The sequence below is a fragment of the Agrilactobacillus composti DSM 18527 = JCM 14202 genome, assembly GCF_001436375.1.
Lineage (GTDB): Bacteria > Bacillota > Bacilli > Lactobacillales > Lactobacillaceae > Agrilactobacillus > Agrilactobacillus composti.
Genome location: NZ_AZGA01000057.1, coordinates 156,144 through 169,145, shown reverse-complemented (window position 1 = coordinate 169,145; position 13,002 = coordinate 156,144). Strand labels below are relative to the sequence as shown.

Genomic DNA, 13,002 nt, shown 5'->3' with positions numbered 1-13,002 from the left:
CCATTTTGAATCAAGCGGAGGTGCTGGCTTTGGGTGAAACAGCTTATCAGCGGTAATCCAACGATTGCTGCGAATCAGGTGCAACAAACTGAGCTTGGGACAAAAGTCATAACTTTAGACAACTACATTTCAAAAAGACGCCGAATTTTCGATTAATTTCGAGAATTCGGCGCCCTTTTGGTACTGCCATATAGTTGAGTCATCACAGGTTCTCCCCCGTCAAAAGACTAATCGTTGGTGTGTTTAAAATATGCATGAATTTTTTTCTGAATAAAGAAGCCGGTTCCGGATTATCACTGGTTAGCCAATTTGCAAGAATCGCAATGACCTTGCTCACGATTAAGCTGCATAAGAAATCGTCAGACAGACCGCTGTTGTTGCCCTTTTTCTGAAGATAAAGCTTAAGGATGGGGGTGTACTTAGCTTGAAGGAAGAGAATCCATGAGTTATCAATGACTGTGCCGTATAAGATTTTTAGCCAGTCTCGTTTTTCATAGAGGATAGGTAAGATTTCTTTAGAAAAATATGTGATGGGATCGTCATCGCTGGTCAGGACAAAGTGGTGCATTTTTTCGACAATTTGGTTATCGATTAAATTGTGAATAGTGGTGATGATATCCTCAACACTGTTAAAATGTCTACCATAAATACTCTGTCGACGCATACCAGCTTTTTCTGCGACTCTTTTTAGGGTTATCTGCTTAAGATCCGGATTTTCCTGAGCTACCAGAAAAAAAGCATCAATAATCTGTTGTTGTCTCTCAGTAATTGGAATCATTGAAAGCGCCTCCGTATTTTTCTGTTAATCATACAGGAAGGAATGCGTTAAGACAAGGCACATTCGTGTGACATCTGAACTAATAAGCCTGGGGGAACGGATAAAGGGCCATGAAAAAGTTGACACGCCGTCAAGTGACATAGATTGATGTCCGCTTGAGAAGTGCGAAAGGGCAAACTTGAATCAACTTTGGATTGTGAATACTACTGTCAGTGCGTCAATTGATTGAACTTGCGCTGTTTTCTTCAAGAAATTAGACTAAAAGTGAACTGGTTTTAGTTTTGTCATTACTGATTGCTTCTAGTAAAAACATGACAGCATGACTGTAACCGGCTAATGTGAAGTTCTGGTAAGCCACCCGCAAAACATTGGAGATGATGACGTGCAACGTATCAATTCAAGTTTTTTGAGGCAAATTAAGATTGCGACTGTGGTATTTATCGTCATATTTATGATTGATTTTGTGATAGAACTAGCGCAGATTCATGGCAACGTTATCAAGACGACACTTCTAGGGCTTAGGATAGAAACGAGTATTGATCCAGCGAAAATCTTTACAACCTTTGCGTTAACGTTAAGAGTATTGATTAGTTACCTCATCTTTATTATCTCATGGGTTTCGATATTCATGATTGTCAGGCGGCAAAAAAGAGTGACTGTCCGGTAATCTCAAATCATGATGGTATGAAAAACAATTTTGAATCAGCCTAGTTAAATGACGTTAGGGGGGGATAAACTAAATGGCTATTATCAAAATACTGATCACGGTAAGCCTTATTATCATGGGGCTTATTTTTAGACGAGGCAAAGCACTTTTTCTGATTGCTGGGAATAACACCATGACTAAACCTTACGACAAGAGGTCTTTGTTAGTAGGAAAATATACGGGTATTATTTTGTACGGCACGGCTTTGATAGTTGCCCTTATTTTCTTCGTGCCTGAAATGCCTAAAACATTATTTTGGGCGCTGATAGCAGTGCTCACTGTGTTTTCGCTGGCACTGACAATTAGCGTGAATAGGCGTGTTCGCAAAATGAGAAAATAAAATATTTATCAATTAGTGATGACCGCATTGAATAATTATGCAATAAATGCCACGATTAGTGCGACTGATTTTGATCAGATAACAGAACTTTTAAAGTCGTTAGCTCATTAAGCAAACAGCCACTACCAAATCCAACTAATATTAACGGCTCACAATCCAGTTTTCAGGTAGCTTATCCCTTAGAGTGACATTATCTTTATATTGAAAAGTAGGTGTATTATGAAAAAGAACTTCGTAACACTAGTAATATTATTCCTAGCGGCGTTGGCGGCAACTTGCTGGTTGGGATATTTACAGATTTATGTTTTTCCAGACGCCAAGACGGCCGAGATGATCGCCAACAAACAAAATATGGTATTCGGTGTTTCCATCGTTTCATCGGTGGTCACTTCTATTATTTCAGCTTTAATACCAGTGCTGCTCTACGCTTTGATTAAAGCGCTGGTCAGCAAAGACAGTTTAACTGCAAAAGCACCAGGCGTTCGATTGGCAGCGTACTATTACGTCAATTGTCTGGTCGTGTTGGTTTTGACATTAGGTTTTACATATCTAACCCATAATAAGGTGCCAGCAGTGGCGAATATGGCCATTTATTATGGCGGCGTTGTTATTCAGATCTTGTTGAGCTACAGCGTTGTCAATAAGCGCAAGCCATACATTTTGTTTAGCGCCTTATTGCTGCTAGTTGCTTCGATTACCCCAGTTATTCAATTGATCACAACTTGAAGTAACCCATTTGGAGCTAAAATCAGGATTTGCGCTAGTATTGAAGGATGCTAGCCTGAAATAGAAAGGTGTGAAAATTGTGACGTTTGATGTCATATTACCGACAATATTTATTGGTTTGCTTGCGGTGTTCTTTATCATATTCGGCATCCGTTTTCGCATGGGGAAGAACTTATCGATATTAGCCGGGTTCACAACGGCTAAATTCTCTGAGAAGCAAAAATCATTCATTTCCAAAATAAGCAGTGATTATTTCTTCATTGAGGCAATCATTACCTTGTTTTTCCTCTGGACGTTTATAAATGATCAATACTTAATGCTTGGCATTGTGCTGTTGATGGTGCCACTGTTCATGTTTATCATTCATATTAATTTGAAATTGCGGCAAACTAAATAAAGATTTTAGGCCAGTGGTGTCGGCTTTGGAGGAGGGAGAATTCGATGATTTTTCTTAAAATAGCGTTGTTGTTGGTGCTGTTCATCTGGGGATTTTTGCTGAGACGGGGCAAATTGCTTTTCCTGATCGCAGGGAATAATGACGCCAAGAAGCCTTATGGCAAAAAGTCCATAGTAGCTGGACGTTACGTGGGCTTGATATTTTATGGCGCCGATATCGTGCTGCTGTTAACCTTTGTGCCCGATATACCGAACAATTATTTCTGGGGAATCTTGGTCGTAATGCTAGCGTTTATGCTAACTGTCACGATTCTGCTGAACATTAGGATGCGTAAAATGAGCCAGTAAAGATCGTTGAATTGGCCAGCTACTTATCTTTCAGGAGGTGAGTAACTGGCTTTTTGCCGCCATAGAAGTTTCCTAGATTCCTTTTTCCCGTAGACGTTTATTTGGCGTATAATCAAAAAAATAAAGATAGACAGTGACTGGAGGATTTTAGGATGAATGCATTTATTTTCCATGGCTCAGCGCCCCATGCCACGGCTGATAAATTCTGGTATCAAAATATTGCCCATGGGTTAATTAACCAAGGCACGACAACAATTGTTGCGGATTTACCAAAACTTGATCAAGAGCCCTTAGAAGTTACTTTAACCAAGATTAAAAATATGAATTTAACGATTAATGAAAATACGATTCTAATTGGGCATTCAGCCGGAACGAACATTATCTTAGCTTTATTGGAACAATTGAAATCACCTGTTAGGGCAGTTTATCTGGTAGCTGGTTATAGTCAACCAAATGGCATGGAACACACCACTTTAAAAGCCACTTACGATTGGGCCACGATTAAAACAAATTCGAAAGATTTCTATATGCTTAATTCTTTTAATGATCCCTTTAACTGTGACGAGAATCAAGGCCGCATCTTATTTGATCATTTAGGTGGCACCCTTATTCTGCGAAATGATGGCCATTTTACAAGTGAACAACTACCATTGCTACATACGCTGTTGAGTCAATATTGATTGACCGTTTCAAAAAGAGTGTAATTTCTTAAAAGAGTAATAGCGATTTAATGAAACAAGACAAAATAAACCTAATATGTGGGGCGTCATCGATGAAAACTAGAAATTTTAAATTGAACGTGTTATTGAAATTTAACCTCGTTTTGTGTCTATATCTCTTATTAGCGAACATTATAAAAATCCCTTTTAAAAATGTTTTTAACGGTATCTTTATCGCAACTGCAGTCATTCTAGCCGGGTGGTTAATGATACGTGTTGATAGAAAGGCCTAAGCTGCATATTTGAATGGTCCGGTACTAGATTTTATATTTTAACAGCATCATCCTAAAACCAGCACCCCATTTTGAAGCAAGCGGCGGTGCTGGTTTTTTATATGGCGTCACTTAGATTTGTGAATTCACCTAAAAACAGGCTATAATAGAAAAAATGAATTGTTTGAAAGGATGAAGGGCATGCGGGTATTCGATGTTTTAAAATTAGTAACGGTGAATCACGGAGAACTGCCAGTTCAACAAGTGATTATGACAGACCCCTCCGGTAAGCCAAACAGTGTGCTCACCGATTTATTGCACGATGTCTTAAACAAGACCCAGTTGTTTGTGGACTTAAAAGAGGTCAACGACTCAGCGGACATTATCGATACGTTGCATAATGTCACGCCACTGCCAGATGATGTGCTGGACGAATATGACAAGATTTTGACCCAAGAAGTGATCGGGCTGAATTTTGCCACGCGTAAGAGCGAGATCGAACTCGTCTATGATGAGCTCGTGTAGTCATGCATCTACGGTGTGCCTATTGTACGTTGACCATGGCCGAATCTTATTTCCAACAAGACACACAGCTAAGCAGCCTGTGTGCGATTTGTGTCCAGCGGGGTCAAGATCCTAAGGCCTTCTTCAATGGGGATGTTTACTACCTCGCCCAAGCCCAGCAACGCCCTTATCTCGGCTTAACTGAGCCCACAGCCCAGCCCAAACTGCGCCTGAGCAAAAAGCAGCGTCGTTTCATCACCACCTTATTGCAAAACTTTGCCACCAGCCCGGCCATCGTCCACCAAGTTGTGCCCTTAAGCGCTTTGGCCAAGCAAGTGATCCTGCTAGAAGATGGGGAACTGCCTTTGCCTGATACGGGGGTCTTTAATGACGTCATGGCGTACCTGGGCTTTGAATTGGGTAGCTTGTTTCACCAAAATCAGCTGGACTACACCACTCGACAACTGATTCGAGAGAAGTATCAGCATACCTGCCAATATTGCGGCCGCCGGGGGGATAGTGTGGACCATAAGGACCCGGTATTTGTCAGCCAAGATAATAGCTTGGCAAACTTGACCCTAGCCTGTCAGGAATGTAACCGCCTGAAGGGGGACATGCCCTATGCCTTGTTTCAGCGCTTAAATGCCCAGATCAAGCCTTTGAATCAGGCACTGGTGGGTTTTGAAAATACGTTGAACAACTTGCAACAGATGATCAATACCAACCGGCATACCTTAGCCGCGCAGCAACACTTAACCTCAGATCCTAGTGCGCCGGTACTAGAGCCTTTCCGGCGCAAAGCCAAGGATTTACAATTTGTCTATGACAGTGTCCAAAGCGATTATCAAAAACGCATTCAATTGCGCCATGACTTCATCGTATCCAATGCTTTAGTCCACCAACGCTATCAATCGTGAGGTGTTTGACTTTGAGACATATAAAAGTTACGCTGACGCATTTCACCAATATTGTGGTAGATGCTTTCTTAACCGTATTGGCTATTTTAATGTTAGTGGCCATGGTCAAGCAGCTGATCATTTTAGGCGAGTATGCCTTTGCGGAAAAGCTGTCTTTTACCACCATGATCACCAACAGTCTATCTTTTTTTATGTATTTTGAGTTTACCATGATGATCAAGAAATATATCGATGAGGGCCATCATATTCCCATCCGCTACTTGGTATACATCGCTTTGACCGCCATTTTGCGCCAAGAAATGGTTACCCACGGTGATGCCACCCAGACGTTGATTTTGTCCATCGCCATCTTTTTATTGGTGTTGACCTTAATTGCGCTGGAGATTGTGGAGGGGCGGGTCCCATTTTCTAAAAATCGCTTTAAAAAATAATGTGGCTAAATCGGGTAATGTTAAGTAGGGATATTTAACAAGGACCCGATTTTTGGCTATCAAGGAGAATTTTTATGCGCTTATTACATACAGCGGACTGGCATATTGGCCGGCGCCTCCATGGTTTTGACCTGACGGCGGCCCAAGAACATGCCTTTGACCAAATTGAACACATTGCCACCACCCAAAACGTGGACGGCATTATCATCGCCGGGGATTTATACGACCGCAGTCTACCTGGAGAAGAGGCGGTGGCCTTGTTGAATCAGATGATTCAAAAATTGAATTTGACTGACCATTTGCCCATTTACGCCATTTCTGGCAACCACGATAGCGCCATTCGCCTGGCCACCGGCGCCCCGTGGTTTCAAGCCACCAATTATTACATGTGTACCGACATTGCCCAGGCCTTTGAACCGGTGGAATTGCCGGATACCCAGCTATTTTTACTGCCTTACTTTGAACCCTTTGCGGCCCAGAAGTATTTCAAAGATGACAGTCTAGTGCATTTAGACCAGGCCGTAGCTGCCTGTGTCACCAAGATGAAGACTTTATTTGACCCTGCCAAAAAGCATATTTTAGTGGCCCATTTCTTTGTGGCCGGCAGTGCCATGACCGATTCCGAGACCCAATTGAAGGTGGGGGGCTTAGCAGCTGTACCCGCAGCCACCCTGGCAGACTTTGATTACGTCGCTTTGGGACATCTCCACGGCAAAGATGCCCTGCATGAAAAAAACGCCCAGTACAGCGGTTCACCGGTGAAGTTTTCTTTGTCAGAGGCCAGTCAAAAAAAGGGCGTCTATATTATCGATACGGACACCTTAAAGCGGGAATTTATCCCGATTACGCCGCTTTTGGACGTGCAACGGCTTCAGGGGAGCTTTGAACAATTCATGGACCCGGCTTTTTACAACACGGTGGCCCGGGATAATTACCTGGGGCTCACCTTGACCGACACCAAGGCCATCCCCAACGTGAAAGCCCGCCTAGACGCCATTTACAGCCACATCATCAGCATTGACCGGGTCAACGGCTATGAAACTGACGTGGCCACCCAACATCTAGATTTGGCCAAGCGGGATCCCTTGGATTTACTGGCGGATTTCTACGAATCCGTGGCCAAAGATGACTTGTCCGACCAGCAAAAGCAGTGGGCCGCCGCTGCCTTGAAAACCGCCAATGGGGAGGTTCAATCATGAAACCACTTAAATTAGTCTTAAAAAATTTCGGACCTTATGAAAATGAAACCATTGATTTCCAAAAATTAGACCAGGTGCCCCTGTTTCTGATTTCCGGGCGGACTGGCAGTGGGAAGTCGACGATTTTTGATGCCATGACCTTTGCTTTATATGGGGATAGTGCCACCAGTGATCGGCCGGCTCCCAGCTTGCGCTCGGATTTTGCGGCGCCCACAGAAGCCACAGTGGTCACTTTGGATTTTAGCCACCAGGGCAAAATCTATCACATCACCCGCTGGCCTAAGCAGATTTTGGCTAAGAAGCGGGGGGATGGAGTCACCACCCAAAATAACGCCGCAAAGCTGCAGATTTTTCAAGGTGATAAAAAAATTGAAGATACCGGTAAGTTAAAGGATATCAATATCTTGATCAACCAAGTGCTGCAGATCAACAAAGAGCAGTTTGCCCAAATCGTGCTGTTGCCCCAAGGGGACTTCCGGCGCTTTTTGACGGCCAGCAGTAATGATAAAGAAGCGGTGTTGCGGAAGTTATTTAAGACCCAACTCTTTGAAAAGTGGGCCGAAGCCTTAAAGGACCAATTGCGCCAAGCCAAGCAAGATAATGAAAATTGGCGCTTAGATATTGAAAGCAATCTAAAACAAATTCAATGGGTCCCTAAACCGGACAACCTAAAAGAGTTAAACACCGGTGAACAAATCGCCCAATTAGAAATTCAGCAAAAGGGCACTGAGGCTGAAATCGTGGCCTTGAATCAGCAACAAACCAAGATCCAAGACCAAATTCAGGCGCAGAAGACCAAATTAGCCCAACAAACTGCTTTAAATGAACACATTCAAACCCTGGCCCAAGTCCAGGCCCAGCGCCAAGCCCACGACAGCCAAAAGGCGGCCATGGCCCAAGTGCAACAACAAGTCACGGCGTTGCAATGGGCTCAAGGTCAAAAAGATACAGCGCAACGTTTCACCGAGGCCAAAGCCCAGGCGGCTGATTTAGCCCAACAGCAAACCGCTAAAACGGCGGCTTTAAAGGCCCAACAAGCGCAATTGGTCACGGCCCAAAGTCAATTGAAGGTCCTGCAAGCCCAAGAGTCCGTGCAAAAGCACTACCAAGCAGATGCCGCGGTCTTACAGCAACAACGGCCTTATTTTGAACAGGTGGCCAGTTTGACCCAGGCCTTAACTAAACAGCAACAGGCTACCACCACCCAGACCCAACAGGTGGCCGCCACCCAAACTAAGCTGACCCAGTTGAACGAAAACCTAGCGGCGTTCACCAAAGTCGTGGCCGCATTGCCAGGGGTACAAGTCCAACTGGCCCAACAAGGCCAACAGGAAGCCGCTTTGGCGCACCACCAGCAAACATTGGCCCAATTGACTCAAGCGCAAGCAGATTTAGGTCAACTACAGGCTAAAGTGACCCAACAACAGACGGTCAGCCAGCAGCTGACCCAAGCAGCCACCGCTGCCCAAGGGGATTATCGGGCCTTGAAGAACCAATGGCTCACCAGCCAAATTGCCAACTTAGCCCAGCAACTGGCACCCGGCAGCCCTTGTCCAGTGTGCGGCAGTACCGACCATCCCCAACCGGCCGTGGTAACGGCCACCGTGGCGGTGAGCCAAGAAGCAGTAGATACTGCCGAAGCCGCCCTGCAACAGGCCCAAAACCAGGCCACGGCCAGCACCACGGCTTTAGAGAGTTTGACAGAACAAGTCACGGCTCAGACCGCTGACTTGACCCAAAACCTGGCGGATTTTCAAGCCGAGTTACAACAAGCTGGCTTGGGGCAGTTGGCTGACTTAACAGCCATAAAGACGGCCCTGCAACAGCGGCAAGATGAATTGAGCGCGCAAAAAAAAGCATTGTTAGCCCAGGTCAAAACGGGCAAAATCGCCGAATTACAACAGGCGGATCTACAAAAAGAAATCACTGCCACCCAAGCAGCGCTGGTCACCCAGGAACAGGCGGTGCAACAAGCCCAAGCTCAACATCAAAAAATCACGGTGCAATTAGCCGATGCCCAGCAACAACTGCCGGCAGGCTTTGGGGACTTAGCGGCCTTAGAGGCCCATTTGACGGATTTAAAACAAAAAATCGCCACCTATAGCCAAGCTTTGACCGCCGCCCAACAAGCGGTGAGCGACTTGAGCCAGCAAGTGGCGGCCAGTGAGTCCCAACAGGCTATGTTGACTCAGCAAGTTAAGGACACCCAAGGCAAAGTGCTTGCCTTAGAGAAACAATTAACGCTATCATTGACCGAACACTTTGGCCAAGCTGATTGGACCCAATTCAAGACTTTACTGGGCCAACTGGGGCAATTGCCGACCTTGACCCAACAGTTGCAACAGTACCAAGAACTTGGGGCTAAGCTTGCCACGGAGATTGAAACCTACACCAAATTGGTGGGAACGCAAACCACGGTGGATCTCAGCCAGGGCCAGGCCCACTTGGCTACCTTGCAGCAGCAACAAACTCAACTGGCTGCTGACCTGAAACAGCGCTCAGAGCGGCAAGTGTTGAACCATAGTATTTTGACCCGGGTCCAGGCTAGATTGGCTACCATTGCCCAAAAAGCTGCGGCCTTCAATGAATTACAGGCCTTGGTGGATGCCATTGCCGGCAGTGGGGCTGCGAAGTTGAGTTTGGAACGGTATGTCCTGCGGGAATACTTGTTAGAAATCTTAAACGTGGCCAATGCCCATTTGAATCAATTGAGTGCCGGCCGCTATTATTTACAACTGCACAAAGAAGTCGGTACCTATCAAAAGAATACCGGCTTAGAGATTGATGTTTATGATGATAACGTGGGTAAGGCCCGCAGCGTCCATACCTTGTCCGGCGGGGAAAGTTTCATTGCGGCCTTAAGTTTGGCTCTGGCTTTAGGAGAAGTGATCCAAAATAAAGCCGGGGGCATCAGCATTGATACCCTCTTTATCGATGAAGGCTTTGGGTCCTTGGATCAAGATGCCCTGGGGATGGCCATGGATGCTTTGGAACATATTGAAGGCGACCACCGGATGATTGGCATCATCAGTCATGTGGCCGCCTTAAAGGAACAAATTCCCTATCAAATTCAAGTTAGTACTGCAGGTCAGGGTAAGAGTCACGTCAAGTTGATCCTACCGGGGTAAAGTCTACCAGATATTCTCACCGCAATGGGCGTGGATGTCACAGCGTTTGCCCTGTTCAAAATCAATGGGCCGGAGTTCAAAAACGTTGCCACAATTGTGTTTGATTTGTAAATAGTGGTAAGGGTCGCCGGTATAGGCTTCTAGCCACTGGTATTGGTCCCCGTCTTTGGCATTGTCCAATAAGCTTTGAAGATAGGCCGTTGTTTTTGCCATGTAAAACACCCCTTGTATATTTTTGCACAAGCATAGCAGGAAAGGTGAGATTATGCAAACTTTAGTTATCGTCGCCCACCCGGATTTTGACAATTCCGGGACTCAAAATTTCTTGCGGGCCAGCAGTGCCCACTTATCCCAAGTTCAGTACCATGTTTTAGACCAGTTATACCCGGATTACCAGGTGGACGTGGCCCGAGAGCGGCAATTGCTCCAGGCTGCGGATCAAATCATCTTTCAGTTTCCTTTATATTGGTACAGTGCCCCAGCTTCGTTGAAGGCCTGGTTAGACCAAGTGTTGCAGACCGCCCAAGAAGAACGCCTGCCGGATTATCAGGGCAAGGCCTTGGGATTGGTGGTGAGTACCGGGGTGGCCGCTGCGCAATTCACAGCGGGTCGTTCGGAACAGTTCACTTTGTCGGAAATCCTGCGGCCTTATCAAGCCCTGGCCCATAAATTGCACCTGACCTATCGGGCGCCATTGATCATTTCCCAGTTTAGCCATACCAATGACCTGCAAAAAGCCCAACTGTTGGTGCAATATCAGCAGTATTTGACCAGTTTCTCGGATCATTTCGCCGACCAAGTGCGCTGGTTGGCCCAACGCTTGCAGGACTTGGCGAGCCGAAATCCTGAAGAACCGGCTTTGGCGGCGGTGGCCGCCACTCTGACGGCCAACCAGGACCATTTAGATGATTTGAACCAGACCATCGCCATGATGAAAGGTGGTGGGTCAATTGGCTGATGGCTTACAAAATTTAATTGCCGATTACATCAAAAAAGCGCCCGATTATGAAAATCGGGCGCTGATGCAAGTGGCCGCTGAACTTTTAAAAGCCCAGGCCCAGCGGCTTGAACAAGCTGAAGGGGAAGTGGACGGCCGCACTTGGGATCATCGCAAGTGGTAAGTTAGTTGTTATCGGCTAACTCTTTTTTCAAGGCGTCATATAATTGCCCCGTATAAATTAACGGAACTTCCGTGGTCAAGCTGATATCTAATAGCTTGGCCACATCTTTTAGGCGCTGGGCTTCTCCGTAGTGGGTGTAGATCCGTGCCGGGCGGCCACTGGCTTTGATAAAGCTCTTTAGCCAAGTGCCTAAGGCTTCGGTGACGGTTTGTTTAGGGTCGATGATATCTTGGACTAGGATACCGCCGCTGGTATGGTCCACCACTAATAACAACCTAGGGTAGAAGCTGGCGCCAGTTTTATCCACCACTTGATGGGATAAATAAGTTACCACGACTTCTAGATTCACGGCTTCCACCGGACTGTTTTGAAAGGGCTTGAAGGTGGTGGGTTTCACCGTGGGAAATAAACCCTGTTGCCGGGGGATACGCAAGGCCCGAAAGCGGGTGTACCACTTGCCATCCTTATAGGCCCGGGTAGGATATTTGTCTTTTTTAAGGTTGGATTGTAGCTTGGCGTCAGAGGGCAAGTCCGCTAACAGTTGGTTTAATTGGGGTAAAATGGCATTCAACAGGGTGATGTCAGCAGTGGTAGCCGTTTGTTCTTGACCTTGATAGTGTTTTTTAATGGTAAGTTGGGTTTTATTTGAGGTGATGCCCAGATAATCCTCATACAGTTTGCTGGGTTCCCAAAGTTCAAACCCCGTGGTCTGTTGAATCAAAAAGCTCTCAATGCCTTCAGGAGTCGCAAAAAATTGGATCATGGTGGTGTCATCTTGGCGTTCAAAGGTCACAATTGTGGCCTGCTTGCCCGCTTCATCCAGAATAACCAAAGGATCAGTGGGCCAAAAAAGTTTCCATGGATTTTGATTCAGGATCGCTGCCAAAGCAGTTTGGGCGGATTCATTAAGTTCCATAAGGCGGCCTCCATTGTTGTTTACTTCAATCATAAGCTAAAACCCCAAAAATCCAAACAGTTTTATTTGTGAAAATAAATAAAAAACCAATGGTATGTCAACCGTGACCCCTCACTAAAGTAAGGGGCTTGAAGTACTTGCTTCAAGTCTGGTTGTCTAGACTCAGTGTCTTTTGGACACTACGTTATCTTGGTGATCACACCTGGGAATGATACCCTAGTTCCCAGCTCTGTGCGGGCGCTGTAAACAGTCCTAAGGTCAATGGGACCGTCAACCCGTGAGAAAACTGCTGCTCGTCAGCGGTTAAGCCTTGATAACATTGTCGAAGGGTAACCTCACGAACTCAAGTCTGATGAACTTGACGCCGTGGTCAGGTCACTTTACCTGACGAATAACACTCATCAGAAGGAGGGCATCATGCAAAATCGCGTATTTGTCATCAATCGCCAGGGCGAGCCACTGATGCCCTGCAAACAACGTAAATGTCGTAAGTTATTACAATTTGGCAAAGCTAAAGTTGTCAAGAAAGAACCATTCACTATTCAACTATTGTTCGGCTCT

The 13,002-nt window shown here is 45.7% G+C and carries 16 protein-coding genes; 13 read left to right on the top strand and 3 right to left on the bottom strand.

Annotation, left to right across the window (positions count from 1 at the left end; all coding sequences use genetic code 11):
* Positions 1-202 precede the first annotated feature (202 nt).
* Positions 203-778 carry a TetR/AcrR family transcriptional regulator gene (locus FC83_RS09680; protein ID WP_052004430.1) on the bottom strand — a complete coding sequence of 192 codons (576 nt, stop codon included), beginning with the start codon at positions 776-778 and terminating at the stop codon, positions 203-205.
* A 740-nt stretch (positions 779-1,518) separates the two neighbouring features.
* Between FC83_RS09680 and FC83_RS09670 the strand changes: the two genes are divergently transcribed.
* The 10 genes from FC83_RS09670 (at position 1,519) to FC83_RS09620 (ending at position 10,404) form a co-directional block, all read left to right on the top strand.
* The gene (locus tag FC83_RS09670) at positions 1,519-1,824 is read left to right on the top strand and encodes a DUF3784 domain-containing protein (RefSeq protein ID WP_057002713.1); all 306 of its coding nucleotides are present in this window, start codon (positions 1,519-1,521) and stop codon (positions 1,822-1,824) included.
* Positions 1,825-2,043: 219 nt separating this feature from the next.
* The gene (locus FC83_RS09665; protein ID WP_152537668.1) at positions 2,044-2,550 is read left to right on the top strand and encodes a hypothetical protein; all 507 of its coding nucleotides are present in this window, start codon (positions 2,044-2,046) and stop codon (positions 2,548-2,550) included.
* 79 nt (positions 2,551-2,629) lie between these two features.
* Positions 2,630-2,947: a DUF3784 domain-containing protein gene (locus FC83_RS09660; RefSeq protein WP_035450799.1), complete on the top strand. Its 318-nt coding sequence runs from the start codon at positions 2,630-2,632 to the stop codon at positions 2,945-2,947.
* A 44-nt stretch (positions 2,948-2,991) separates the two neighbouring features.
* Positions 2,992-3,294, top strand: a complete 303-nt coding sequence (locus FC83_RS09655) for a DUF3784 domain-containing protein (RefSeq protein ID WP_057002712.1) — start codon at positions 2,992-2,994, stop codon at positions 3,292-3,294.
* A gap of 152 nt (positions 3,295-3,446) precedes the next feature.
* A complete protein-coding gene (locus FC83_RS09650) occupies positions 3,447-3,974 on the top strand; it encodes an alpha/beta fold hydrolase (protein ID WP_057002711.1) in 528 nt (175 codons plus the stop codon).
* Positions 3,975-4,426: 452 nt separating this feature from the next.
* Complete coding sequence (locus FC83_RS09640; RefSeq protein WP_035450803.1) at positions 4,427-4,750, top strand: hypothetical protein; 324 nt, start codon at positions 4,427-4,429, stop codon at positions 4,748-4,750.
* Between the two features lie 2 nt (positions 4,751-4,752).
* A complete protein-coding gene (locus tag FC83_RS09635; protein WP_057002709.1) occupies positions 4,753-5,646 on the top strand; it encodes an HNH endonuclease in 894 nt (297 codons plus the stop codon).
* An 11-nt stretch (positions 5,647-5,657) separates the two neighbouring features.
* Positions 5,658-6,077, top strand: coding sequence for a phosphate-starvation-inducible PsiE family protein (locus FC83_RS09630; protein WP_057002708.1), 420 nt, complete (start codon positions 5,658-5,660; stop codon positions 6,075-6,077).
* Between the two features lie 74 nt (positions 6,078-6,151).
* Positions 6,152-7,276: an exonuclease SbcCD subunit D gene (locus FC83_RS09625; RefSeq protein WP_057002707.1), complete on the top strand. Its 1,125-nt coding sequence runs from the start codon at positions 6,152-6,154 to the stop codon at positions 7,274-7,276.
* The gene (locus tag FC83_RS09620) at positions 7,273-10,404 is read left to right on the top strand and encodes an AAA family ATPase (protein ID WP_057002706.1); all 3,132 of its coding nucleotides are present in this window, start codon (positions 7,273-7,275) and stop codon (positions 10,402-10,404) included. The genes FC83_RS09625 and FC83_RS09620 overlap by 4 nt, the downstream gene beginning before the upstream one ends.
* Before the next feature lie 3 nt (positions 10,405-10,407).
* On the opposite strand, the gene FC83_RS09615 is transcribed toward FC83_RS09620, so the two are convergent.
* Positions 10,408-10,617, bottom strand: coding sequence for a hypothetical protein (locus tag FC83_RS09615; RefSeq protein ID WP_035450804.1), 210 nt, complete (start codon positions 10,615-10,617; stop codon positions 10,408-10,410).
* Between the two features lie 52 nt (positions 10,618-10,669).
* Between FC83_RS09615 and FC83_RS09610 the strand changes: the two genes are divergently transcribed.
* Together FC83_RS09610 and FC83_RS16925 are read left to right on the top strand one after the other, a co-directional pair.
* Complete coding sequence (locus tag FC83_RS09610) at positions 10,670-11,362, top strand: NAD(P)H-dependent oxidoreductase (protein WP_035450805.1); 693 nt, start codon at positions 10,670-10,672, stop codon at positions 11,360-11,362.
* On the top strand, positions 11,355-11,525 hold the full coding sequence (locus tag FC83_RS16925) for a hypothetical protein (protein ID WP_235184178.1): 171 nt from the start codon (positions 11,355-11,357) through the stop codon (positions 11,523-11,525). Before FC83_RS09610 ends, FC83_RS16925 begins: the two co-directional genes overlap by 8 nt.
* 1 nt (position 11,526) lies before the next feature.
* On the opposite strand, the gene FC83_RS09605 is transcribed toward FC83_RS16925, so the two are convergent.
* Entirely contained in the window at positions 11,527-12,441 is a 915-nt protein-coding gene (locus tag FC83_RS09605) for a DUF6930 domain-containing protein (protein ID WP_035450806.1), read from the bottom strand.
* Positions 12,442-12,858: 417 nt separating this feature from the next.
* On the opposite strand from FC83_RS09605, the gene FC83_RS17450 reads away from it, so the two are divergent.
* A partial coding sequence (locus FC83_RS17450) for an RRXRR domain-containing protein (RefSeq protein ID WP_338028711.1) occupies positions 12,859-13,002 on the top strand: 144 nt, incomplete at its 3' end.

Excerpts from the sequence above, each read along its gene's own strand:
- FC83_RS09680 (WP_052004430.1), bottom strand. The coding sequence starts at position 778 with ATGATTCCAATTACTGAGAGACAACAACAGATTATTGATGCTTTTTTT.
- FC83_RS09670 (WP_057002713.1), top strand. The coding sequence starts at position 1,519 with ATGGCTATTATCAAAATACTGATCACGGTAAGCCTTATTATCATGGGG.
- FC83_RS09665 (WP_152537668.1), top strand. The coding sequence starts at position 2,044 with ATGAAAAAGAACTTCGTAACACTAGTAATATTATTCCTAGCGGCGTTG.
- FC83_RS09655 (WP_057002712.1), top strand. The coding sequence starts at position 2,992 with ATGATTTTTCTTAAAATAGCGTTGTTGTTGGTGCTGTTCATCTGGGGA.
- FC83_RS09650 (WP_057002711.1), top strand. The coding sequence starts at position 3,447 with ATGAATGCATTTATTTTCCATGGCTCAGCGCCCCATGCCACGGCTGAT.
- FC83_RS09640 (WP_035450803.1), top strand. The coding sequence starts at position 4,427 with ATGCGGGTATTCGATGTTTTAAAATTAGTAACGGTGAATCACGGAGAA.
- FC83_RS09635 (WP_057002709.1), top strand. The coding sequence starts at position 4,753 with ATGCATCTACGGTGTGCCTATTGTACGTTGACCATGGCCGAATCTTAT.
- FC83_RS09625 (WP_057002707.1), top strand. The coding sequence starts at position 6,152 with ATGCGCTTATTACATACAGCGGACTGGCATATTGGCCGGCGCCTCCAT.
- FC83_RS09620 (WP_057002706.1), top strand. The coding sequence starts at position 7,273 with ATGAAACCACTTAAATTAGTCTTAAAAAATTTCGGACCTTATGAAAAT.
- FC83_RS09615 (WP_035450804.1), bottom strand. The coding sequence starts at position 10,617 with ATGGCAAAAACAACGGCCTATCTTCAAAGCTTATTGGACAATGCCAAA.
- FC83_RS09610 (WP_035450805.1), top strand. The coding sequence starts at position 10,670 with ATGCAAACTTTAGTTATCGTCGCCCACCCGGATTTTGACAATTCCGGG.
- FC83_RS09605 (WP_035450806.1), bottom strand. The coding sequence starts at position 12,441 with ATGGAACTTAATGAATCCGCCCAAACTGCTTTGGCAGCGATCCTGAAT.